The following is a 21,822-nucleotide window of genomic DNA, read 5'->3' on the forward strand; positions in this document are numbered from 1 at the left end:
GGGCCCCGCCCCCGTACGGGCAGCGGCCGGCGCCCCCTACGGGCCCCCGTGCGGGGGCTCGCGGAGAATGGGGCCGTGCGCTACTCCCTCCTCGGCCCCACGCGGGCCCACGCGACCGACGGCACGGACCGGGCCGTCGGAGGGCCCCGGGTCCGTGCGCTCCTCACCGTGCTCGCCCTGCGCCCGGGGCGGACCGTGCCCGTCGGCGTCCTCGTCGACGAGGTCTGGCACGGCGACGAACCGCCCGCCGACGCGGTCGCCGCGCTCCAGGCCCTCGTCGGCCGGCTCCGCAGGGCGCTCGGCCGCGACCGGATCGTCTCCGCCGAGGGCGGCTACCGGCTCGACGCCGCACCCGAGGACGTGGACCTCCACCGCTTCGAACGCCTCACCGCCGACGGGACCGCCGCCCTCGACGCCGGGGACCCGGAGACGGCGGCCCGGCTCCTCGACGAGGCCCTCGGCCTCTGGCGGGGGCCCGCCCTCGCCGACCTCCCCGACCGGGACGCCGAGGCCGCCCGCCGGGAGGCCCGCCGACTCGACGCCCGCCGCGCCCGGCTCGGCGCCACCCTGGCGCTCGGCGCCGCGGCCGACGCCCTCCCCGAACTCACCGCCCTGTGCGCCGCCCACCCCCTGGACGAGCCGCTCCAGGCCCTCCGCATCCGGGCCCTGCGCGCCACCGGCCGCCCCGCCGAGGCCCTCGCCGCCTACGAGACGGTGCGCCGCGCCCTCTCCACCCGCCTCGGCACGGACCCGTCACCGGCCCTGCGCGCCCTCCACGCGGAGCTGCTCGCCCCCGCCCCGGCCCCGGCCCCCGCCCCGGCCCCGGCCCCCGCCCCGGCCCCGGCCCCGGCCCCCGCCCCCGCCCCGAAGACGACCGCGCCCGCGCCCCCACCCCGCACCCCCGGCAATCTGCGGGCCCGTCTGACCAGCTTCGTCGGGCGGGACGAGGAGATCGCCGCCGTCCGCGAGGACCTGCGCGGCGCCCGGCTCGTGACCCTCCTCGGCCCCGGCGGGGCGGGGAAGACGCGCCTGTCGCAGGAGGCGGCCGAGCGCGGCGCCGAGGACTGGCCCGACGGGGCGTGGGTGGCCGAACTCGCCCCCGTACGCGACCCGGAGGCCGTCGCCGAGACCGTACTCGCCGCCGTCGGGGCGCGGGAGACCGTGCTGCGCGGTGCGGGCGCCGAGGAGCTGCGCGGCGGCGGCGACCCCGTCGACCGGCTTGTGGAGCACTGCGCGGGGCGGCGGATGCTGCTCCTCCTCGACAACTGTGAGCACGTGGTCGGTGCGGCGGCGGTGCTCGCCGAGACGCTGCTGGCCCGTTGCCCGGAGGTGCGGGTTCTGGCGACGAGCCGGGAGCCGTTGGGGGTGCCGGGTGAGGTGGTGCGGCCGTTGGGGCCGTTGCCGGTGGAGGCGGCGGTGCGGTTGCTGGGGGAGCGGGGTGCGGCGGCGCGCCCGGGGTTCCGGGTGGAGGAGGATCCGGGGGCGGTGGAGGAGGTGTGCCGGCGGCTCGACGGGCTGCCGCTGGCGATCGAGCTGGCGGCGGCGCGGTTGCGGATGCTGACGGTGCGGCAGGTGGCGGAGCGGCTGGACGACCGGTTCCGGCTGCTGACGTCGGGGGCGCGGACGGTGCTGCCGCGTCAGCAGACGTTGCGGGCGGTCGTGGACTGGTCGTGGGAGTTGCTGGACGGGCCGGAGCGGGCGGTGCTGCGGCGGTTGTCGGTGTGTACGGGCGGGTGCGACCTGGAGGCGGCGGAGGCGGTCTGCGGGCCGCTGCCGGCGGGGCCGGGGGCGGCGGGCGTGTTCGACGTGGTGGCGGCGCTGGTCGACAAGTCGCTGGTGGTGGCCGCGCCCGGTGAGGGCGGCATGCGGTACCGGCTCCTTGAGACGGTGGCGGAGTACGCGGGGGAGCGGCTGGACGAGGTGGGGGAGCGGGCGGAGGTCGAGCGGCGCCACCTGACGTACTACCGCGAACTCGCCCGCACCGGCGACCCGCTCCTGCGCGGACCCGGACAGGTCGCCGCCATGGCCCGCTTCGAGGTCGAGTACGGCAACCTGCGCACCGCCCTGCGCCGGGCCGTCGACGCCCGGGACGAGGACGAGGCGCTGGTCCTCGTGCACTCCCTGCTCTGGTACTGGCAGATGCGCGACCTGCGGTCCGACGCCCTGTACTGGTCCCGGGCGGCCGCCGCGCTCGGGCCCGATCCGTTCGCGCCGCCCGCCGCCCCCGTCGTACCCCTGCACGAGCCGTGCACGGCCGCGCCGCCGCCCCTCGCCGAGGAACAGCGCTGGGAGGCCCGGCGCGGGGTGCGGCTCGTGGAACTGCTCAACATGGACCACGAGACCGGCCGCTGGACCAGCCCCGAGGGCGTGGACCGGCTCCGCGAGATCACCGCCGTCTACCGGCCGGGGCTGCCCCAGACGTGCCGGCTGCCCGGCTCCTTCGGCGTCTTCGCGATCCTCCTCATCGGCGAGGCGGACAGGCTCCGCGAGGTCCTCGACACGACCGTCGAGACCTGCCGCCGCCACGGCTACCGCTGGGAGCTGGCCAACCTCCTCCAGATGCGCGCCAACATGCTCGCCAACCGGTCCGACCTCGCCCTGAGCGCGATCACCGACGCCGACGAGAGCCTGGAGATCTTCGTCCGGCTCGGTGACGCCTGGGGCGCGGCGGAGGCGCTCTCCGCCCGGGCGGAGGCCCGCGAGCGACGGCTCGAATTCGAGGCCGCGGCCGAGGACTTCGAGGCGGCGATCGGTTACGCGGAGAAGATCGGCGCCCAGTCGCAGACGGCGCTGCTGCGCGCCCGGTACGCCGACATCCTCATCGAGACGGGGCGCCCGGAGGAGGGCGAGGCGATCCTGCGGCAGATCCTGGACGGCGGGACCGCCCGCGGGCACGAGCCGATGCTCGGCGCCCGGCTGTTCCTCGCCACGGCGCTCGGCCGCAGCGGGCGGACCGCCGAGGCCCGGCACCACCTCGAACGCCTCCTGGAGGAGTTCGGCTCCGAGACCCTGTCCCTCTTCGAGGGCTTCACGCTCGGCAGCCTGGCGTGGCTCGACGACGTCGAGGGGCTCTACGCCTCCGCCCTCGTCCGCGCCAGGGAGGCGTACGACCGCTCGCTCGGCGCGCTGTCGCTGATGATCGCCCCGCACATGCCGTCGGTGATCGTGGTCATCGCCGCCTGGGCACTCGCCGGCCTGGGCGCGGACGCCGGGGCCGACGCCACGAGCGGCGCCACGACGGACGCCACGACCCCCGCCGCTCCCGGCGGTGAGGCGCGCCTCGCGGCGGTGCTGCTCGGCGCACGCGAGGGCTTCGTCCCCGAGGGGCACCGGTCGCCGGGCATGGAGCGGGAGAACCTGGCGCGGGCCACGGAACTGAGCCGGAAGGTCCTCGGGGAGGCGGAGTTCGCGGCGGCGTACGCCGAGGGCGGCGGCCTCTCCCTGGAGGAGGCCGCCGCCCTGCTCGGTCGCGCCGCCGACGCGATCAGAGAGCGCGCCGAGTCCTGACCCCCCGCCGGACTCAGGTCTTCTTGCGGAACTTGGTCACCGCGAGCGGCGCCGTGACGACGGTGATCGCCAGCGCCCAGCCGAGCGTCATCCACACCGAGTGGGCGACCGGACCGCCGTTGATCAGGTTGCGGGCGGCGTCGGCGAGGTTCGACAGCGGGTTGTAGTCGGTGAAGGTCTCCAGCCAGCCCGGCATCGAGGTCGTCGGGGCGAAGATCGAGGAGCCGAACTGGAGCGGCATCAGGACCAGCATCGCCATGCCCTGGACCGCCTGCGCGGTCTTCAGGCTCAGCCCGAGCAGGATGAAGATCCACATCAGCGAGGCGCCGAAGACCATCGACAGGCCGATCGCCGCCAGCAGGTGCAGGAAGGACGTGTGGATCTCCAGGCCGAGCAGGAAGCCCATGCCGAGCAGGATCGCGGTGGCGATCAGCATCCGGCCGACCTCGACGACGATCTTCGCGATCAGGACGGAGGACCGGGCGATCGGCATCGTCCGGAACCGGTCCATGACCCCCTTCTTGAAGTCGTCGTTGATGCCGACCCCGACGGCCATGGCGATGTTCATGCCCATCATCGCCATCAGGCCGGGGGTCACGTAGTTCACGTACACGTCGTTGTTGCCCTTGCCGGCGATGGCGCCGCCGAAGACGTACACGAACAGCAGGATGAAGATGATCGGCATCAGGACGGCGTCGAACATCGACTCCGGGTCCTGCTTGATCTGGAGGGCGTTGCGGCGGGCCAGGGCCGTGATGTGCCGGAGGTTCGCCCGCAGGCCGATCCGGCCCTCCGCGCGGGGCGCGGGGCGTGCCGCGGCCGGGCCCGGCGAGTCGACGGGGGACTTGGTGACGGTGGTGGTCGTGCTCATGCGGCGACCTCCTCGCTGATCGCGTCGGACAGGTCGGACGGCGTGGTCTTCTGGCCGGTGATGGCCAGGAACACCTCGTCCAGGCTCGGCAGGTGGGTGCCGATGTGGGCGATGCCGAAGCCGCGCGCGCCCAGCAGGGCGACGACCGCGGTCAGCTGCTGGTCGGTCAGGATCGGCACGTACAGCGCACCCTCGTCCGGTACGACGGTGGCGCCCGCGACGCCGTCGAGGCCGGTCTCGTGAAGCGCGGCCGCCATCGCGGAGAGCTGCCCCGGGTCCACCGGGCGGACCTTGAGGGTGCGCCCGCCGACCTTGGCCTTCAGCTCGTCGACACCGCCCTTGGCGATGACCTTCCCGCGGTCGACGACGGTCAGCTCGCTGGCGAGCTGCTCCGCCTCCTCCATGTACTGGGTGGTGAGCAGCACGGTCACGCCCTCGGCGACCATGCGCTGCACCTCGTCCCACACCTCGTTGCGGGTGCGCGGGTCGAGGCCGGTGGTCGGCTCGTCCAGGTAGAGGACGGCCGGCTGCCCGATCATCGAGGCGGCGAGGTCGAGGCGGCGCCGCATGCCGCCGGAGTACGTCATCGCGGGGCGCTTCGCGGCCTCCGTCAGGGAGAACCGCTCCAGCATCTCGTCCGCGCGGCGGCGGGCGTCCGGGCGGGAGAGGTCGAGCAGCCGCCCGATCATGTACAGGTTCTCCCAGCCGGACAGCTTCTCGTCGACCGAGGCGTACTGGCCGGTGAGGCCGATCGTGCGGCGCAGCTGGCGGGGGTGCTTCACCACGTCGTACCCGGCGACGGTGGCGGTCCCGGCGTCGGGGACGAGGAGGGTGGAAAGACAGCGGACGAGGGTGGTCTTGCCGGCGCCGTTCGGCCCGAGGACACCGAGGACGGTGCCCTCCCGGACGTCCAGGTCGACCCCGTCCAGGGCCTTCGTCGCGCCGAAGTGCTTCACGAGGCCCCTGACCTCGACGGCGTTGGTGTGTGATCGCGTCATGGTCCCCAGTGGACCAGCCGCCACCGACAATCCCCCGACAGACGGCCGACAGCCCGCCGACGGGGGACGTCGGCGGGCTGTCGGCCCTTTTCCCGTGGTGCCGCGACGGCTAGTGGAAGGTGTGCTCCTCGGCGGGGAACGCCCCGCCGGCCACGTCCTCGGCGAAGGCGCGGGCGGCGTCGCCGAGCGTCTCGCGGAGGTTGGCGTACTGCTTGGTGAAGCGCGGGACCTTGCCGCCGGTCAGCCCGGCCATGTCGGTCCAGACGAGGACCTGCGCGTCCGTGTCGGGACCCGCGCCGATGCCGATGGTCGGGATGTGCAGCGAACGGGTGACCTCGGCGGCCAGTTCGGCCGGCACGAGCTCCAGGACGACCGCGAAGGCGCCCGCGTCCTGCGCCGCCTTGGCGTCGCGCAGCAGCTTGTGCGCGGCCTCGTCGGAACGGCCCTGGACCCGGTAGCCCATGGTGTTCACGGACTGCGGGGTCAGGCCCAGGTGGGACATGACCGGGATGCCCGCCTGGACGAGCAGTTCGGTCTGCGGCAGGGAGCGCTCGCCGCCCTCCAGCTTGATCGCGCCCACGCCGGCGTCCTTGACCAGCCGGGTGGCGTTGCGCAGGGCCTGGACGGCCCCCTCCTGGTACGAGCCGAAGGGCAGGTCGCCGACGACGAGGGCGCGCTTCGTGCCCCGTACGACGGCGGCGGAGAGCAGGGTCATCTCGTCCATCGTGACGGGCACGGTGGTGTCGTAGCCGAGGTGACAGTTGCCCATGGAGTCGCCGACGAGGATCACCGGGATGCCGGCCTCGTCGAAGACGGAGGCGGTCATCGCGTCGTAGGCGGTGAGCATGGGCCACTTCTCGCCGCGGGTCTTGGCGGCGGCGATGTCGTGGACGGTGAGGCGGCGCGTGCCCTTGCCGCCGTACAGCGCCTTGCCGCTGTCGGCGGGCGGTTTCTGGGCAGCCTGAAGCGTCATGGTGAACGGCTCCTAGAGTCATCTCGAGGCGCCCTGACGGCGTCCCCGGACCACATCCATGGTGGCACTTCGGCGGCGGGACGGGGAAGTGGGCCGGAGTGGCGCTGTTCACACGCCCGACACGTACGCACGCGAGGGTGGGGCGTACGGACGGGTGACGGGCGCACGAATGTGCGCGTTCTGTCACAGCCGGGCCGCCCGCGCCACCAGCAGGAACCCCGCCGTACACGCGAGTCGTCCCTGGGGGAGTACGACGGTCCCGTCATCGCCTAGGGTCGATGCCGGGTCACGCAGCAGGGCCGCAAGGCAGCAAGGCAGTGAGGACGGGCGATGGCGCGGGTGGACATGACGGGAACCGACGGCGGCGCGGGAAACGAGCACCCCGGCTCCCGGCCAGGACCGGCCCCCGCCCCCCACTCCGCACCCCCGACCGCCCCCGGCTCCGGCTCGGCCCCCGCCCCCGGCTCCGGCTCCCGGTTCAGGGCCGCGGCCGACCGGCTCCGCCGAGACCCCGGCATCTGGCGCCGCGGCGTCCTCCTCGCCCTGTTCTGCGTGGTGCTCACGCTCCTCATGGTGTTCCACGCGGAGATCCCCAACCGGGTCGGCAACCTCGGCAGCCTCACCGAGACCTTCCTCCCCTGGCTGGGCCTCCTCCTCCCCCTCCTCCTCGTCCTCGCGCTGCTGCGCCGCTCCGCCACCGCCCTGATCGCGCTGCTGCTGCCCGCCGTCGTCTGGCTCAACCTCTTCGGTGGCCTGGTCGCCGACAAGTCCTCCGCGGGCGGCGACCTCACCGTCGCCACGCACAACGTGAACGCCGACAACCCGGACCCCGAGGGCACGGCGGCCGAGCTGGCCGCCTCCGGCGCCGACGTGCTGGCCCTGGAGGAGCTGAAGGGCGACATGGTCCCGGTCTACGAACAGGGCCTCGCCGCGACCTACCCGTACCACTCCGTCCAGGGCACGGTCGGCCTCTGGAGCAAACTGCCGCTCCGCTCCGCGCAGCCCGTCGACATCCACATGGGCTGGACCCGCGCCATGCGGGCCACCGTCGTGACCCCGAAGGGCGACATGCGGGTGTACGTCGCCCACCTGCCGTCCGTGCGGGTGCGGCTCGACGCCGGCTTCACCGCCAACCAGCGCGACACCAGCGCCGACGCCCTCGGCGAGGCCATCGCCGCCGACCCGACCGAGCGGATCGTCCTCCTCGGCGACCTCAACGGCACGATGAACGACCGCGCCCTCAACGCCGTCACCTCGCAGCTGCGCTCCACCCAGGGCGCCGCGGGCGACGGCTTCGGCTTCAGCTGGCCGGCCGGCTTCCCGATGGCCCGGATCGACCAGATCATGGTGCGCGGCGTCGAGCCCGTGTCGTCCTGGGCGCTCCCGGCGACGGACAGCGACCACCTGCCGGTCGCCGCCCGCGTGCAGCTCTGAAACCTCCCCTTCACGTCCCCGTCCACCCTCCGGAAGAAATCGGCTGAGATGATTTGTTCAGTCGAAGAACTAACTTCCGGAAAGGCCTCCCCCTCATGCCCCTGGCGTTGCTCGCCCTCGCCGTCTCCGCCTTCGGCATCGGCACCACCGAGTTCGTGATGATGGGCCTGCTGCCCAACGTCGCCGACGACCTCGGCACCTCCGTCCCCACCGCCGGGCACCTCGTCTCCGCGTACGCCGTCGGAGTCGTCCTCGGGGCCCCGCTGCTCACCGCCCTCGGCTCCCGCGTCCCGCGCAAGCGGATGCTGCTGCTCCTGATGGCCCTCTTCACCGTCGGCAACCTCGCCTCCGCCCTCGCGCCCGGCTACGGCTGGCTCCTCGCGGGCCGGGTCCTCGCCGGGCTCCCGCACGGCGCGTTCTTCGGCGTCGGCGCCGTCGTCGCCGCCCGCCTCGTGAGCGAGGACCGGCAGGCGCGGGCGGTGGCCACGATGTTCCTCGGCCTGACCGTCGCCAACATCCTCGGCGTACCGGCCGCGACCCTCCTCGGCCAGCACCTCGGCTGGCGGGCCACCTTCCTCGTGGTCTCCGTCATCGGCCTGGTCGCCATGGCAGCGCTCGCCCGTCTCGTCCCGCACGTCCCCGTCGACGCGCGGCAGGGCCTCGGCCGCGAGCTGCGCGCCCTCGGCCGCCCGCAGGTGCTGCTCGGCCTGCTCACCGCGGTCTTCGGCTTCGCCGGGGTCTTCGCCGTCTACGCGTACCTCGCCTCGATGACCACCGAGGTGATGGGCTTCGGCGAGTCCACCGTCACGGTCGTCCTCGCCCTCTTCGGCCTCGGCATGACGGGCGGCGCGCTCGCCGCGGGGCCGCTCACCGACCGGGCGCTGCGCCCGACCCTGTACGGTTCGCTCGCCGCGCTCGCCCTGACCCTGGTCGCCTTCCGGTTCACCGTCCACGTGCCGTGGCTGGCCCTCGTCACGGTCGTCGTGCTCGGCGCGGTCGGCTTCCTGACCACCACCCCGCTCCAGATGCTGGTCATGAACAAGGCCAAGGACGCGCCGACCCTCGCCTCCGCCTCCAACCACTCGGCCTTCAACCTGGCCAACGCGGGCGGCGCGTGGGCGGGCGGCGCCGCCGTCGCCGCGGGCTGGGGCTGGACCTCCCCGGCGCTCGTCGGCGCGGGCCTCGCCGTGGTCGGCCTGGCCGTCGCCGCCGTCGCGGGTCTGCTCGACCGTACGGGCGAGGGGGCCTCCCGCCTGGTCGCGGGAAGCCCCCTCGCCGCCGAGCCCGGTGCCGGTGCCGACTCCGACGGGGATGCCCGAGCCGACGCCGTCTCCGCCGACTCGCGGATCAGGACGGTGTCGTCTCGCGCCACCGGTTCGTGATCGGCAGCCGCCGGTCCTTGCCGAAGCCCTTCGCCGAGATCTTGGTGCCCGGCGGGTACTGGCGCCGCTTGTACTCCGCGGTGTCCACCATCCGCAGCGTCCTCGCCACCAGCTCCTCGTCGAAACCGGCCGCCACGATCGCGTCCCTGCCCTGGTCCCGGTCCACGTACAGGGCGAGGATCCGGTCGAGGACGTCGTAGTCCGGCAGCGAGTCCGTGTCGACCTGCCCGGGCCGCAGCTCGGCGCTGGGCGGCTTCGCGATCGAGTTCTCCGGGATCGGCGGGGTCTGCTCGCGCTCCTCGGCCGCCCGGTTGCGCCAGCGCGCCAGCCGGAAGACGTCCGACTTGTAGACGTCCTTGATCGGCCCGTAGGCGCCGACGGAGTCGCCGTACAGCGTCGAGTACCCCACCGCCAGCTCGGACTTGTTGCCCGGCGCGAGGACGAGGTGGCCCTCCTGGTTGGAGATCGCCATCAGGGTCGTCCCGCGCAGCCGCGACTGGAGGTTCTCCTCCGCGAGTCCGGTGAGGCCGAGCGCCCCCATGTACGCGTCGAACATCGGCTCGATCGACACGGTGCGGAAGTTCAGGCCGGTGCGGCGGGCCAGCTCGGCGGCGTCGGCGCGCGAGTGGTCGGAGGAGTACTTCGACGGCATCGAGACCCCGTACACGTTCCCCGCCCCGACCGCGTCGCAGGCGATCGCCGCCACCAGCGCCGAGTCGATGCCGCCGGACAGCCCGACGAGCACCGAGCGGAAACCGTTCTTCGCGACGTACGCCCGCAGGCCGATCACGAGCGCCGAGTACACCTCCTCGTCGTCGTCCAGCCGGTGCGCGTAACCACCCGTCAGCTCCGGTTCGTACGCGGGCAGCACCTCGCCGGCGGGCCCGGCGAGCACCGCCCGGTCGATCCGCAGCCCGTCGTCCACGACCGTCCCCGGCGCCGGGGCGCCGGGGTCCGCCGCCGGCAGCTCCAGGTCGAGGATCACGCTGCCCTCGACGAACTGCGGGGCCCGGGCGACGACCTCGCCCGCCGCGTCCACGACGATCGAGTCGCCGTCGAAGACCAGCTCGTCCTGGCCGCCCGTCGTCGCCAGGTAGGCGGTCGTGCAGCCCGCCTCCTGGGCCCGCTTGCGGACCAGTTCGAGCCGGGTGTCGTCCTTGTTCCGCTCGTACGGCGAGGCGTTGACGGACAGCAGCAGCCCGGCGCGCGCGGCCCGCGCCGCCGGCACCCGGCCGCCCTCCTGCCACAGGTCCTCGCAGATCGCGAGGGCCACGTCGATCCCGTGGACCCGGACGACCGGCAGGGTGTCGCCCTGCACGAAGTAGCGGTACTCGTCGAAGACGCCGTAGTTGGGCAGGTGGTGCTTGGCGAAGCGCAGCACCACCTCGCCCCGGTGCAGCACGGCCGCGGCGTTCTCCGGCGACCCGGCGGGCCGCCCGAGCCGGGGCTCGGCCCGCTCGGAGCGGTCGAGGTAGCCGACGACGACCGGCAGCTCGCCGAACCCCTCGTCGGCGAGGCGCCGGGCCAGCCCCTCCAGGGCGGCCCGGGAGGCCTCGACGAAGGAGGCGCGCAGCGCGAGGTCCTCGACGGGATAGCCGGTCAGCGCCATCTCGGGGAACGCGACGAGGTGCGCGCCCTGCCCGGCGGCGTGCCGGGTCCAGTGCACGATCGCCTCGGCGTTTCCGGCGACGTCTCCGACGGTCGAGTCGATCTGATTGAGGGCGAGGCGTAGTTGAGGCACGCGCCCCAGTGTAATCGTCAAACCGACGCTATGTCCTGCGAAACGTGGCCCGAAGCTCCGCGGAGGCCCCGCGCGGCCGGCCGCCGCACGCCCCGCGGCCGGACGGGTGGCCGGGCCCGCGGACGGAGGTGCGGCTCGCCACGGGCTCGACGTGCGGGGAACCCGCGCCCCCGTGATCATGAACCCATGACGACCACGGACGGTCCGGCGGAGCGGCCACGGCCCGCGGGGAGCGCCGTCGCGGGCCCGCCGGACGACGGCACCGCACGACGCCTCCCCCCGGCGCTCCCCTCCCGTACGCCGAGCCCGGCCGTCCCCGTCCCGGCGGCCACCGGGAACCTTCCGGCGCGCTCCGACGTCTGACCCACCATGCCCGGGAACGTCACGCGCGCCGCCGCCGTCCTGCTGGCACTCGGCGCCCTCGCGTACACCGCCTGGGTCCTGGAGGTCGTCGTGCGGACCGGCCTCGACCCCGTCCGGACGTACGTCTCCGAACTCGCCGCCGTCGACCAGCCCCTCGGCGGCCTCTTCCGCGCCACGGACCTCGTCGCCGGACTCCTCGTCCTCGCGGGCGCCACGGCCGGCCTCCTCGCGACCCGCCGCCGCCCCCGCACCTCCGGGGCGGAACAACCCCCCACCGGCGGTCGGCTGCTCACCGCCGGCTGGCTCGCCCTCGCGCTCTTCGGTGCCGCCACCGCCGTCGACTCGCGCCTCCCGCTCAGCTGCGCGCCCACCGCCGACCCCGAGTGCGCGGCCCGCGAGACCGCCGGGCTCGTGCCCGCCACCCACACGGCCCACGCCGTCAGCTCCGGGCTCGCCATGACCGGCGCCCTGGCCGCGATGGTCCTCCTCACCCTCGCCGCCCGCCGCCACCGCCTCTGGCACCCCCTCGCCCGTACCGGCCCCGTCCTCGTCGCCCTGGAACTCGCCGCCACCGCCTGGACCCTGGCCGCCGTCGCCGCCTTCGAGGCCGGGAAGGGCACCTGGTCCCTGGGAGCGGGCCAGCGGCTCCAGGTCCTCCTCGTGGCGGTCTGGCTCGCCGTCCTCGCCCGCTCGCTCGCCCGCTCGCTCGCCCGGGAAGCGCGATGACCCCCGCACGACCGGGAGGGCCCGGGGAGCCCGCCCGACCCCTGGAGCCCGCCCGGACGGGTCGGTTCGTACGGATCGGGGGCACCGCCCACCACGTCCTCGTCGAGGGCTCGGGACCGGTCTGCGTCCTGAGCGCCGGGCTCGCGCTGAGCTGGTTCGACTGGGACCCCGTCGTCCCGCTCCTCGCCCCGCACCGTACCGTCGTCCGCTTCGACCGCCCCGGCCACGGCCTCTCCGAGGCCGCCGCCGCGCCGCCCACCGCCGCCGGCGAGGCCGACCGGATCGCCGCCGTCCTCGACGCCCTCGGCCACCACGGCCCCGCGACGATCGTCGGGCACTCGATCGCCGGGTTCCACGTCGAGGCCTTCGCCCGGCTCCACCCCACCCGTACCGCCGGACTCGTCCTCCTCGACTCCTCCGTCGAGGACCGGCCCCGCCCCGCCTCCGGCCGCGCCTCCCGCCTCCTCGGCGCCGCACTGGCCGCCGCCGGACTGCCCACCGCGCTCGGCCCGGCGCTGCGCCGCGCGGCCGTACGGCACGACCCGACGCCGCCCGCCCTCCTCCGCCGCGTCTACGGCACCTCGCGGGTCCTGCGCGGCGCCCTCCTGGAGAACGCCTGGTACGGCGCGGTCGCCGCCGAGCTCCTCGACCTGCGCGCCCGGCACCCGCTCCCGCCGGACCTGCCCGTGACCGTGCTCGCCGCCCCCGACGGCTCCACCCGCTGGGAGCGGCGCCAACGCGCGCTGGCCCGGCGGCTCGGCGCCCGCTACGAGGCGGCCGGACCGTCGGGCCATCTGGTGATGCGGGACGCCCCCGGCACGGTGGCCGGAGTCGTCCTGGAGACGCCGGGGCGCCGGCGTCAGGAAGCGGCGTAGACGCTCGCGCAGAACGCCTTCAGCTGGTCGTCCGAGAGCTGCCGGGCCAGATCGGCCTCGCTGATCATGCCGACCAGCCGCTTGTCCTCGATGACGGGCAGCCGCCGGATCTGGTGGCCCTGCATCTCGTCGAGGACCTCCTCCACGTCCGCGCCCGCGTCGATCCAGCGCGGGGTGCCCTTGGCCATCTCGCCACAGGTGACCTTGGCCGGGTCGTGGCCCATCGCCACACAGCCGACGACGATGTCGCGGTCCGTGAGGATGCCGCAGAGCCGTTCGTCCTGGTCGGCGATGGGCAGCGCGCCCACGTTCAGGTCGCGCATCATCTGCGCGGCGCGGTCGAGCGTCTCGTGGGCGGGGATCCACCGGGCCCCGGGGTGCATGATGTCCTTCGCCGTGGTCATGGGCTGCGTACCTTTCGTCGAACCTCGTCGTACGAACGTCCCCGAGCCCCCTCATTCTCGGCGTACGGCACGGCCCCCGCGACCGCAGCGGGTCGCGGGGGCCGTGCCGTGGACACGCCGGGCCGGCGGCGTCAGGAGGCGCCGCGCTGCCTCAGCATGTCCGCCATGAGCAGGATCTCCGACTCCTGGGCGTCGACCATGCCCTGCGCGAGCTTCCGCTCGACGTCCACCGAGCACCTGTCGACGCAGCCCTGGGCCATGTGCACCCCGCCCTTGTGGTGGGCGGTCATCAGCCGCAGGTAGAGGATCTCGGCGTCCCGGCCCGACGCCTTCCGCAACTCCGCCAGCTGCGTCTTCGTCGCCATGCCCGGCATCACGGCCCCGTCCTGCGGCCCGCCGCCGCCGTGCCCGGCCGTGCCACCGTGCCCGTCCGTGCCGCCGTGCGCACCGCCGTGTCCGGTCGTGTCGCCCGTGCCGCCCATGCCCATCCAGGCCATCGGCTCGACGCCCGCCCGGATCTTGGGCAGCCCCCACAGGTCCAGCCAGCCGAGCATCATGCCCCGCTGGTTGGCCTGGGTGTTGGCGATGTCGTACGCCAGCCGACGCACGGCCTCGTCCTGGGTGCGGTCCCGGACGATGAACGACATCTCGACGGCCTGCTGGTGGTGGACGGACATGTCCCGGGCGAACCCGGCGTCCGCCGAAGCCGTGTCCGGTGTACGGGGAGCCCCGTCGCGGTCCGCGGAGGCGACCGTCACCGCGCCCGCGGCGAAGAGCGCCGCGAGCGCGACGGCGGTGACCGCCGCGTACCGCGTCCGCTTCGGGCTCACTGCCCCATCCCGGTGCCGGTCCGGCCGTCGGCGCCCACGCCGCCCGTGCAGGCGGCGCCGGGCTCGGGGGTCTGCGGGCCGTTCACGTACTTGGTGAAGAAGGCGTCCACGCGCGGGTCGTCGGCGCCGTCGACGGTCACCTGCTTGCCCCAGGCGGACAGCATGATCGCCCCGGCCTGGTCGTCGACCGGGCTCATCAGCGAGTACGACGTCTTGCCGACCTTCTCCGCCAGCTTCTTCACGTCGGCCTCGGCGGCCTTCTTGTTGTACGTCACCCAGACGGCACCGTGCTCCAGCGAGTGCACGGCGTTCACCTCGGAGATCGGCTTGTCGTAGACGTCGCCGTCGCAGTTCGTCCACACGGGGTGGTGGTCGCCGCCGACCGGCGGCTTCATCTCGTACTTCACGGCGGTCTCGACGTGGTTGCGGCCGAGCTTCGCCGGGTCCCAGCTCTTCTCCGCCGCGATCGGGGCCTTCGCGGCGGCTTCCTTCTTCTCCTCCTCGTCGGCCTTCTTCATCAGCACGATCGAGCCGAAGCCGACGAGGCCGAGCACCACGACGGAGGAGATGCCGATGGTGAGGAAGCGGTTGCGGCGCTCGCGGGACTGCTCGGCGCGGCGCATCTCCTCTATTCGGGCGCGACGGTCGGCGGTGGAGGAGCGGTTGGCGGCCATGGTGTGTCGTCCTTCTTGGGGGGTGAGAGTGTCGGTTCGAGGGGGTGCGTCCGGGGCCCGGAGGTCCGGAGAGGAGCTCTAGGTCCGGAGAACCTGAAGGACGTGCAGGTCGGGTGCGCGCGGGAGGACGCCCGAGCGGCGGGCGGGGCCGTCGCCCGTCAGCGCGTCGACGCGCGGGAGCCGGTCCTCGACGTGCAGCGGCGGGTCGAGCGGGGGAGCGCTCAGCACCGCGGGGCCGAGGGAGGGGAAGAGGGAGCAGTCTCCGCGGTCGTACGGGCAGACGTACGCGGCCCCGGAACCGGCGCCGGCCACGGTCGGCGCGACCTGCGCCTCTGCCTGACCGACGGCGGCTGCGGTCCCGCCGTGCCCGGCGTGCGCGCCGCCCGGTCCCGTCACCGCGCCCGTACCCAGACAGACGAAGAGCGCGGCGAGGAGCGTCGCCACGGCACTCGCCAGTGCCATGGGACGCGCGTGCCGGGACGGGCGTTCGAGCCGTGGGGCCCCCATGGGCGGAGATCGTAGTGGGAGAAGGGCTTCCGTGGGCCGAACGGGGTACCACTCGACGGAGACCGGTGGACACCGGAACCGCGCACACACGGTCGGATCCGGCCGTTCCCCCGTTACCCGTGTCCCGGTCGAACGGGCAAGATGGGTCTGCAACGTGCACGAAACCATGTGGTGGGATGCTCAGGTGCCCCCCGACATGCCCGAGGCGGTGGGAGCAGGCGGCCTGACCAGCGAGGATGGGTGTGGAAATGGACAAGCAGCAGGAATTCGTGCTCCGGACGCTCGAAGAGCGTGACATCCGCTTCGTGCGCCTGTGGTTCACCGACGTCCTGGGCTTCCTGAAGTCGGTGGCCGTGGCTCCGGCCGAGCTGGAGCAGGCCTTCGACGAGGGCATCGGCTTCGACGGCTCCGCGATCGAGGGCTTCGCCCGCGTCTACGAGTCCGACATGATCGCCAAGCCGGACCCGGGCACCTTCCAGATCCTGCCCTGGCGCGCGGAGGCCCCCGGCACGGCCCGGATGTTCTGCGACATCCTCATGCCCGACGGCTCCCCGTCCTTCGCCGACCCGCGGTACGTCCTGAAGCGGGCCCTCGCCAAGGCGTCCGACCTCGGCTTCACCTTCTACACCCACCCCGAGATCGAGTTCTTCCTGCTGAAGGACAAGCCCCTCGACGGCACCCGGCCGACCCCCGCCGACAACTCGGGCTACTTCGACCACACCCCGCAGAACGTGGGCATGGACTTCCGCCGCCAGGCCATCACCATGCTCGAATCGATGGGCATCTCGGTCGAGTTCTCGCACCACGAGGGCGCCCCGGGTCAGCAGGAGATCGACCTCCGCTACGCGGACGCGCTGTCCACGGCCGACAACATCATGACCTTCCGTCTCGTCATGAAGCAGGTGGCGCTGGAGCAGGGCGTGCAGGCGACCTTCATGCCGAAGCCGTTCTCGGACTACCCCGGCTCCGGCATGCACACCCACCTCTCGCTCTTCGAGGGCGACCGGAACGCCTTCTACGAGTCCGGCGCCGAGTACCAGCTCTCCAAGGTCGGCCGCTCCTTCATCGCGGGCCTCCTGCGCCACGCCGGCGAGACCTCCGCCGTCACCAACCAGTGGGTCAACTCCTACAAGCGCATCTGGGGCGGCTCCTCCCGCACGGCCGGCTCGGGCGGCGAGGCCCCCTCGTACATCTGCTGGGGCCACAACAACCGCTCCGCGCTGATCCGCGTCCCCATGTACAAGCCGGGCAAGACGGGCTCCTCCCGCGTCGAGGTCCGCTCCATCGACTCGGGCGCCAACCCCTACCTCACCTACGCGGTCCTCCTCGCCGCGGGCCTCAAGGGCATCGAGGAGGGCTACGAACTCCCGGCCGGCGCCGACGACGACGTGTGGGCCCTCTCCGACGCGGAGCGCCGCGCGATGGGCATCGAGCCCCTCCCGCAGAACCTCGGCGAGGCGATCGCCCTGATGGAGAAGAGCGAACTGGTCGCCGAGACGCTGGGCGAGCACGTCTTCGACTTCTTCCTGCGCAACAAGAAGCAGGAGTGGGAGGAGTACCGCTCCGAGGTCACGGCCTTCGAGCTGCGGAAGAACCTGCCGGTGCTGTAGCCGCGGGTCGGCTCGGGCACGGCAAGAAGGGCACCGTCTCCCCGAGGCGGTGCCCTTCTTGGGTGTGCGGCGGGGCGAACGGGGCGGAGTGAGGCGTTTCCTTCGGGGTAGCCGGTCCTCCAACGGGCTACCTGAGAAGGCGGCCAGGGGCGCCCCGGGCGTCCTGGCCGGAGATGTGTCCCTTTCGAACTGGAGGAAAGTTATGTCCGGCAAGAAGGACAAGGCCGAGGGCCTCGCGAACGAGACGGTCGGCAACGTCAAGCAGGGCGTCGGCAAGGCCGCGGGCAACGAGCGGCTGCGGGCCGAGGGCGAGCAGCAGGAGCTCAAGGGAGAAGCGCAGCAGGTCAAGGGCAACGTCAAGGACGCCGTGAAGAAGCGGTAGTTCCGCGGTTCCCGAGCCGGACCCCGTGGGGGCGCCACCGTCGGTGGCGCCCCCACTGTCCGGTGCGGCGGCGGGCGTTAATCGCTGGCGGGCGGGGGCGCGGGCGCTCAGACTGCCGCGGTGGACATACGAGACGTCGCCACCGAGCGACTGCTGCTGCGCCCCCTGACCGTCGCCGACGCCGACCGCGTCCTCGCGGGGGAGCCCGCGCCGGGCGACCGGTGGGAGGAGGGGTATCCCTCCGTGGGGGACCTCGGCGCGATGCGGCGGTTCCTGAAGGTGTCCGAGGAGACCGGGGACCCGGGGGTGTTCGGGCCGTACGCCGTGCTGCTCCGGGACGGCGGGCGCACCGTCGGCGGGATCGGCTTCCACGGGCCGCCCGCCGAGGACGGCTTCGCGACCGTCGGCTACGGCCTCGCCCCCGGCGCCCGGGGTAACGGTTACGCGACGGAGGCCCTGCGCGCCCTGGTCGACCTGGCCCGCCGGGCCGGGGCCGCCGGGGTGAAGGGCGACGCCGACCTCGACAACACCGCCTCGCACCGGGTGATGCTGGCCGCCGGCATGCGCCACGTGTCGGACGACGAGGCGGTCCGCCGCTTCCGCCTGGAGTTCGACCACGGGGATGCGAGCGCGACCGCGCGCGCAGGAGACTGACCCGCCCTTGTTGGCACGATCTTGCCTCCGGCATACTCCAGCGTGACCTTCGGCCAGACCCTCCTCGCCCTGCTCGTGGCAGGCCCCCTGCTGTGGTTCGGGATGTTCCCCCTGCGCCCGCAGAGCAAGCTGCTCATCGGCCCCGATCCCGCCCTGCTGCGGGCCGTCCTGTGGGCCGGGATCGGTGTCTGGCGGCCTGCGGCCCGGCTCATGGCCGAGGCGGAGGGCGACGCCGCCCGGCGCGCCCACTACAGCCATCGGCTTGGGCGGGCGGGCGGATGGTGGTGGCCGCTGTGGATACGCGCCTGGGAGCGGGCCCGCCCGGGCGACCCGGACGCCGCGCTGGTCCGCGCGCAGGCGCAGGTGCGTCACGCCTGGCGGCTGCGCGGGGCCCTCACGGCGGACATGACGCCCGCCTTCCGGTTCACCTGGTTCCACCGCGCGCTCTTCACCGCGCGGGGCGACGTGCGGCGGGCGGCCCATCTCGCGCCCGACGACCCGAACCCGTACGTCGTCGAGATCTGGATCGCCTTCGGCCTCGGGTACCCCCGGGACGACATGCGAAGGCTCTGGGACGAGCTGGCCGCCCGCGATCCGCACCACTTCGAGGCCCACTACACCGCCCTGCAGTACTGGAGCGCGAAGTGGCGGGGGACGCACAAGCTGGCGCGTGACTTCGCGGAGCGGGCCGCCGCCGACGCGCCCCCCGGCTCGCTGCTGGCCGCGCTGCCGCTGTTCGCCTGGTACGAGTCGTCCCTCGACGACTCGTACACGTACCCCCTGCTCACCTCGCCGCAGATGCGGGACGCGCTCGACGCGGCGATGCGGGACGCGGAGCGGGCCGACGGGCACCCGGCGCTGCCCCGCGTCCAGCACATGGTGGCCCACTGCCTGCACCAGCAGGGGCGGCACCGGGAGGCCCTGCGGTACTTCCACGCGGTGGACGGCTGGGTGGACGCGGTGCCCTGGCGCTACCACCGGCGGACGCGGCTCGCCTACCGGGGCGCGCGCACGGCCGCGGCCCGTGCGGCCCTCGGGGAGCGGCTGCGCGGGGCCCGCCGACGGCCGTGAGAGGTCAGCGTTCCGAGAGTTCCGACGGGGCCTCCTGGACGACCCAGCCGTTGCCGTCCGGGTCCTCGAAGGTCATGAAGGAGTTCCAGGTCTCGCCCTTGCCGTCCTCCCAGCCCGTCGCGCCGACGTGCATGACGGGGGAGACCTCGACGCCGCGGTCGACGAGTTCCCTGCGGGCCGCCTCGATGTCCGTCACGCAGAGCTGGAGGCCGTGGAGCGTCCCCGGGGGCATCTCCTTCGCGCCCGGCATCGTCGGCATGCCGCTGAGCATCGCGATGGAACAGCGCGAGCCCGGCGGGGTCGCCTGGATGATGCGCATGCCGGGCGCGACCTCGTCGTCCAGGTCGATCTTGAAGCCGCACGTGTCGCCGTAGAACTCCTTGGCCCGGTCCATGTCGGTGACGGGGACGGGGACGACTTCCAGCGTCCAGTTCATGAGGTTCGTCTCCTGCGGTGTCGGTCGGCGGCGCCGAGGGGTCCGGCCGGTCCGGACGGGCGCGTCGCCGGGGCCGTACCACCGTCCCCCATGAGGCCCCCCTCGCGCACGCCGAACCGCCCGACCGCACCGCCGGACCGGCTGGGTCCGCAGTCGCCCGAGCCCGACCGGGTCAGCGGACCGCGGGCGTCCAGTGCAGGCGGCCGTCGAGTCCGATCGCCGCCACGCCCTCCGCGCCCGCGTCCGGCGCCCCCGCCAAGAGGAACCGTTCCTGCGTCCAGACGGGCCGCGTCCCGGCCCTGCCCAGCGGCGCCGTCGCCAGGAAACCGGTGCGGGACCGCACCGCGAGCAGCCCCCCGGCCGCGGGGACGCCGCTCACCGGGCCGAAGCCCGCGACGCCGCCCGCCAGCTCGGTGACGGGGGAGACGAGACCGGTCCCGGAGAAGTCCGCGGTCCGCAGGTCACCGGAGGCCGGCTTGCGGAACCAGAGCCGCACCCCGTCCCCGTCCGGCGCCGGGACCGCGCTCAGGGCCAGGGTCGTGGCCGGGAGCCCGGTCCGCAGCGGGCCCGCCAGCGGCCCGCCGACCCGCTCCCGCGACCAGGCGAGGACCGTGGTCGGGGTGCTGGCGAAGACGTAGCCGCGCCCGCGCGCGTCCGTCGCCGCCACCGGGTCGCCGTACACGTCCGCCCCGCCCAGCGTCCGCCACGGCTCCCAGCCGCCGTCGGCGCGCTCCTCGCGGGCGGTCAGCCGGTGCGCGCTGTCCCGCAGCACGACCGTGGCCCGCCCGTCCGGGCCCACCGCCACGGCGGGCGCGCTGATGTCCGAGGTGCCCCGCGCGTCGTCCGGCTCGGGCGTGCCGAGCGAGCGCCACGGGCCGAAGGCGCCGCCGGGCGCCGTCTGCGCCGTCGTCACCACCTCACGCCCGTACGCCGAGGCGCTGCCGCCCAGGGTCGTACGGGTCCCGAAGACCGCGATCCGGCCGTCCGGGAGCCGTACGGAGGTGACGCCGGTGTCCAGGCCGTCGCCGGGCAGCAGTGCGGGACCGCGCCAGGCGCCGCCGCCGACCGGCTTCCGCCAGGTCGCGAGCCGCCCGTCGAGGACGGCGAAGGCGTACAGCGAGCCGTCGGGGCCCCGCTGCACCCAGGAGGTGGACGTGCCCCGGGCGTACCGCACGGTCTGCGTCCAGCCCCGGCCGCCGGGCCGCGCCGCCACCTTGAGGTCGCCGCAGCCCGCGAGGTCGGCGCAGTCGTTGACGCCGTCCAGCCAGGAGTACGTCTTCAGGGTGCGCAGCTTGGCGTCGGCGGTGTCCGGGTCCAGGGTGTGCGGCAGGGTGCTCGTCGGGTAGCCGAGGTAGTTCTGCACGCCGACGCGGGGGTGCCCGGGGGCGTCCGCGTACCGTGCGAGCGCCGCCTGGACGAACCGCGCCCCGTACAGGTGGTCCTGGTGGTCCCGGAGCCGCCCGTCCTTCTCGTACGTGCCGGGCGTCGGGTCCTGCATCCGCACGAACGTCGGCCGGAAGTGGTCGAGCAGCCCGGCGATCGTGGCGACGACCTGCTCCTTCGTGTACGTGAAGTCGGCGCCGACCGGGGTGCCGGAGGAGCGCTGGGACTCCAGCGCGTCGATCCGGCCGTGCCAGAGGCCGTTGAGGCTGTGCGGACGGTCGTCGCTGATGGAACCGGCCTCGCGGAGCTGCAGCCAGACCAGCTTGACCTGCGGCTTCGCCCGGAGCGTGTCCAGTTCGGCCGCGCCGCCGCCGGCCGTGGGAAGGGAGGTGCGCTCCCAGGCGCTGGTCCGGTCCCCGGTGACCATCTCGGCGTAGGCGGCGCGTATGCCGTTCTGGCGGGCCTCCGCGTAGCGCGCCTTGTCGGGCTCGGTGGCGGGCGCGTCGGCGGGGCGCGCGTTGACGCCGTCGGACTCGCCCGCCGTGAGGTAGACCGAGGTCAGGGGGTGCGCGGAGCGCAGGGACTGGCCTATGTCCGGGTTCATGAAGAACAGGTCGTCGTCCGGGTGGGCCACGATCTGCACGACGGAGGCGGTGGCCGGGCCGGCCGGCCGCGCCGACGCCCCGTGCTCCGGACCCGCCGACGCCCCGTGCTCCGGACCCGCCGGCGACCGCTCCGGACCCGTCGGCGACGAAGCCGACGCCGACGACGGCGCGTGCGAGGCCCGGGGCGTCGGCACCGTCACCTTCCGCGCGGGCGCGGTCGTCACCGACAGCAGCCCGGCGAACGTGCCGCCCACCAGGACGGTCGCCGTCGTCGCCTGGACGACCCTGCGACGGGAGGGGAGAGCGGGACGGCGGAGGCGGACGGGCATCGGTGTGGCGCGCTTTCGGAACGGTGCGGGACGGTGCGGGACGGACGGACGAGGTGGGAGGGGCAGG

20 protein-coding genes are annotated in these 21,822 nt (G+C 74.3%); 10 read left to right on the forward strand and 10 right to left on the reverse strand.

What is annotated here, in order from left to right; translation table 11 throughout:
• Positions 1–75 precede the first annotated feature (75 nt).
• The gene (locus ACWDVG_RS19520) at positions 76–3,507 is read left to right on the forward strand and encodes an AfsR/SARP family transcriptional regulator (RefSeq protein ID WP_451700512.1); all 3,432 of its coding nucleotides are present in this window, start codon (positions 76–78) and stop codon (positions 3,505–3,507) included.
• Positions 3,508–3,520: 13 nt separating this feature from the next.
• On the opposite strand, the gene ACWDVG_RS19525 is transcribed toward ACWDVG_RS19520, so the two are convergent.
• The 3 genes from ACWDVG_RS19525 to panB form a co-directional block, all read right to left on the reverse strand.
• On the reverse strand, positions 3,521–4,378 hold the full coding sequence (locus ACWDVG_RS19525; RefSeq protein WP_451700513.1) for an ABC transporter permease: 858 nt from the start codon (positions 4,376–4,378) through the stop codon (positions 3,521–3,523).
• A complete protein-coding gene (locus ACWDVG_RS19530; RefSeq protein ID WP_451700515.1) occupies positions 4,375–5,376 on the reverse strand; it encodes an ATP-binding cassette domain-containing protein in 1,002 nt (333 codons plus the stop codon). Before ACWDVG_RS19530 ends, ACWDVG_RS19525 begins: the two co-directional genes overlap by 4 nt.
• A gap of 109 nt (positions 5,377–5,485) precedes the next feature.
• Positions 5,486–6,349: a 3-methyl-2-oxobutanoate hydroxymethyltransferase gene (panB, locus tag ACWDVG_RS19535; protein WP_451700516.1), complete on the reverse strand. Its 864-nt coding sequence runs from the start codon at positions 6,347–6,349 to the stop codon at positions 5,486–5,488.
• Between the two features lie 345 nt (positions 6,350–6,694).
• On the opposite strand from panB, the gene ACWDVG_RS19540 reads away from it, so the two are divergent.
• Together ACWDVG_RS19540 and ACWDVG_RS19545 are read left to right on the forward strand one after the other, a co-directional pair.
• Complete coding sequence (locus tag ACWDVG_RS19540) at positions 6,695–7,783, forward strand: endonuclease/exonuclease/phosphatase family protein (RefSeq protein ID WP_451700517.1); 1,089 nt, start codon at positions 6,695–6,697, stop codon at positions 7,781–7,783.
• 95 nt (positions 7,784–7,878) lie between these two features.
• A complete protein-coding gene (locus ACWDVG_RS19545) occupies positions 7,879–9,165 on the forward strand; it encodes an MFS transporter (RefSeq protein WP_451700518.1) in 1,287 nt (428 codons plus the stop codon).
• On the opposite strand, the gene ACWDVG_RS19550 is transcribed toward ACWDVG_RS19545, so the two are convergent.
• Positions 9,131–10,906: an NAD+ synthase gene (locus ACWDVG_RS19550; RefSeq protein ID WP_451700519.1), complete on the reverse strand. Its 1,776-nt coding sequence runs from the start codon at positions 10,904–10,906 to the stop codon at positions 9,131–9,133. The two genes, ACWDVG_RS19545 and ACWDVG_RS19550, sit on opposite strands and share 35 nt — an antisense overlap.
• Positions 10,907–11,092: 186 nt before the next feature.
• On the opposite strand from ACWDVG_RS19550, the gene ACWDVG_RS19555 reads away from it, so the two are divergent.
• The 3 genes from ACWDVG_RS19555 to ACWDVG_RS19565 are packed head-to-tail and all read left to right on the forward strand — an operon-like array spanning position 11,093 to position 12,870.
• On the forward strand, positions 11,093–11,269 hold the full coding sequence (locus ACWDVG_RS19555) for a hypothetical protein (protein ID WP_451700520.1): 177 nt from the start codon (positions 11,093–11,095) through the stop codon (positions 11,267–11,269).
• 6 nt (positions 11,270–11,275) lie between these two features.
• Positions 11,276–11,995 carry a DUF998 domain-containing protein gene (locus ACWDVG_RS19560; protein ID WP_451700521.1) on the forward strand — a complete coding sequence of 240 codons (720 nt, stop codon included), beginning with the start codon at positions 11,276–11,278 and terminating at the stop codon, positions 11,993–11,995.
• Complete coding sequence (locus ACWDVG_RS19565; protein ID WP_451700522.1) at positions 11,992–12,870, forward strand: alpha/beta fold hydrolase; 879 nt, start codon at positions 11,992–11,994, stop codon at positions 12,868–12,870. Before ACWDVG_RS19560 ends, ACWDVG_RS19565 begins: the two co-directional genes overlap by 4 nt.
• On the opposite strand, the gene ACWDVG_RS19570 is transcribed toward ACWDVG_RS19565, so the two are convergent.
• From ACWDVG_RS19570 to ACWDVG_RS19585, 4 genes are all read right to left on the reverse strand, one after another.
• The gene (locus tag ACWDVG_RS19570) at positions 12,855–13,274 is read right to left on the reverse strand and encodes a CBS domain-containing protein (RefSeq protein ID WP_451700523.1); all 420 of its coding nucleotides are present in this window, start codon (positions 13,272–13,274) and stop codon (positions 12,855–12,857) included. The genes ACWDVG_RS19565 and ACWDVG_RS19570 overlap by 16 nt on opposite strands.
• Positions 13,275–13,405: 131 nt before the next feature.
• Positions 13,406–14,104 carry a DUF305 domain-containing protein gene (locus ACWDVG_RS19575; RefSeq protein WP_451700524.1) on the reverse strand — a complete coding sequence of 233 codons (699 nt, stop codon included), beginning with the start codon at positions 14,102–14,104 and terminating at the stop codon, positions 13,406–13,408.
• Positions 14,101–14,778: a DUF3105 domain-containing protein gene (locus ACWDVG_RS19580; RefSeq protein ID WP_451700525.1), complete on the reverse strand. Its 678-nt coding sequence runs from the start codon at positions 14,776–14,778 to the stop codon at positions 14,101–14,103. Before ACWDVG_RS19580 ends, ACWDVG_RS19575 begins: the two co-directional genes overlap by 4 nt.
• A gap of 78 nt (positions 14,779–14,856) precedes the next feature.
• A complete protein-coding gene (locus ACWDVG_RS19585) occupies positions 14,857–15,240 on the reverse strand; it encodes a hypothetical protein (RefSeq protein ID WP_451700526.1) in 384 nt (127 codons plus the stop codon).
• Between the two features lie 293 nt (positions 15,241–15,533).
• Between ACWDVG_RS19585 and ACWDVG_RS19590 the strand changes: the two genes are divergently transcribed.
• The 4 genes from ACWDVG_RS19590 (at position 15,534) to ACWDVG_RS19605 (ending at position 19,002) form a co-directional block, all read left to right on the forward strand.
• Positions 15,534–16,895, forward strand: a complete 1,362-nt coding sequence (locus tag ACWDVG_RS19590; RefSeq protein ID WP_451700527.1) for a glutamine synthetase family protein — start codon at positions 15,534–15,536, stop codon at positions 16,893–16,895.
• Between the two features lie 202 nt (positions 16,896–17,097).
• Positions 17,098–17,277 carry a CsbD family protein gene (locus ACWDVG_RS19595; protein ID WP_451700529.1) on the forward strand — a complete coding sequence of 60 codons (180 nt, stop codon included), beginning with the start codon at positions 17,098–17,100 and terminating at the stop codon, positions 17,275–17,277.
• Between the two features lie 120 nt (positions 17,278–17,397).
• Complete coding sequence (locus tag ACWDVG_RS19600; RefSeq protein WP_451700530.1) at positions 17,398–17,931, forward strand: GNAT family N-acetyltransferase; 534 nt, start codon at positions 17,398–17,400, stop codon at positions 17,929–17,931.
• Positions 17,932–17,973: 42 nt separating this feature from the next.
• Positions 17,974–19,002: a hypothetical protein gene (locus ACWDVG_RS19605; protein WP_451700531.1), complete on the forward strand. Its 1,029-nt coding sequence runs from the start codon at positions 17,974–17,976 to the stop codon at positions 19,000–19,002.
• A 4-nt stretch (positions 19,003–19,006) separates the two neighbouring features.
• Here the strand turns inward: ACWDVG_RS19605 and ACWDVG_RS19610 are convergent, their stop codons facing one another.
• Entirely contained in the window at positions 19,007–19,438 is a 432-nt protein-coding gene (locus ACWDVG_RS19610; protein ID WP_451700532.1) for a VOC family protein, read from the reverse strand.
• A 172-nt stretch (positions 19,439–19,610) separates the two neighbouring features.
• Positions 19,611–21,755, reverse strand: coding sequence for a PIG-L family deacetylase (locus ACWDVG_RS19615; protein ID WP_451700533.1), 2,145 nt, complete (start codon positions 21,753–21,755; stop codon positions 19,611–19,613).
• Between the last annotated feature and the right edge of the window lie 67 nt (positions 21,756–21,822).

The sequence above is a fragment of the Streptomyces sp. NPDC003327 genome (genome assembly GCF_053589515.1).

Coding starts and splice junctions, on each gene's coding strand:
- ACWDVG_RS19525 (WP_451700513.1), bottom strand. CDS start 4,378: ATGAGCACGACCACCACCGTCACCAAGTCCCCCGTCGACTCGCCGGGC.
- ACWDVG_RS19530 (WP_451700515.1), bottom strand. CDS start 5,376: ATGACGCGATCACACACCAACGCCGTCGAGGTCAGGGGCCTCGTGAAG.
- panB (WP_451700516.1), bottom strand. CDS start 6,349: ATGACGCTTCAGGCTGCCCAGAAACCGCCCGCCGACAGCGGCAAGGCG.
- ACWDVG_RS19540 (WP_451700517.1), top strand. CDS start 6,695: ATGACGGGAACCGACGGCGGCGCGGGAAACGAGCACCCCGGCTCCCGG.
- ACWDVG_RS19545 (WP_451700518.1), top strand. CDS start 7,879: ATGCCCCTGGCGTTGCTCGCCCTCGCCGTCTCCGCCTTCGGCATCGGC.
- ACWDVG_RS19555 (WP_451700520.1), top strand. CDS start 11,093: ATGACGACCACGGACGGTCCGGCGGAGCGGCCACGGCCCGCGGGGAGC.
- ACWDVG_RS19560 (WP_451700521.1), top strand. CDS start 11,276: ATGCCCGGGAACGTCACGCGCGCCGCCGCCGTCCTGCTGGCACTCGGC.
- ACWDVG_RS19565 (WP_451700522.1), top strand. CDS start 11,992: ATGACCCCCGCACGACCGGGAGGGCCCGGGGAGCCCGCCCGACCCCTG.
- ACWDVG_RS19570 (WP_451700523.1), bottom strand. CDS start 13,274: ATGACCACGGCGAAGGACATCATGCACCCCGGGGCCCGGTGGATCCCC.
- ACWDVG_RS19580 (WP_451700525.1), bottom strand. CDS start 14,778: ATGGCCGCCAACCGCTCCTCCACCGCCGACCGTCGCGCCCGAATAGAG.
- ACWDVG_RS19585 (WP_451700526.1), bottom strand. CDS start 15,240: ATGGCACTGGCGAGTGCCGTGGCGACGCTCCTCGCCGCGCTCTTCGTC.
- ACWDVG_RS19590 (WP_451700527.1), top strand. CDS start 15,534: ATGGACAAGCAGCAGGAATTCGTGCTCCGGACGCTCGAAGAGCGTGAC.
- ACWDVG_RS19595 (WP_451700529.1), top strand. CDS start 17,098: ATGTCCGGCAAGAAGGACAAGGCCGAGGGCCTCGCGAACGAGACGGTC.
- ACWDVG_RS19610 (WP_451700532.1), bottom strand. CDS start 19,438: ATGAACTGGACGCTGGAAGTCGTCCCCGTCCCCGTCACCGACATGGAC.
- ACWDVG_RS19615 (WP_451700533.1), bottom strand. CDS start 21,755: ATGCCCGTCCGCCTCCGCCGTCCCGCTCTCCCCTCCCGTCGCAGGGTC.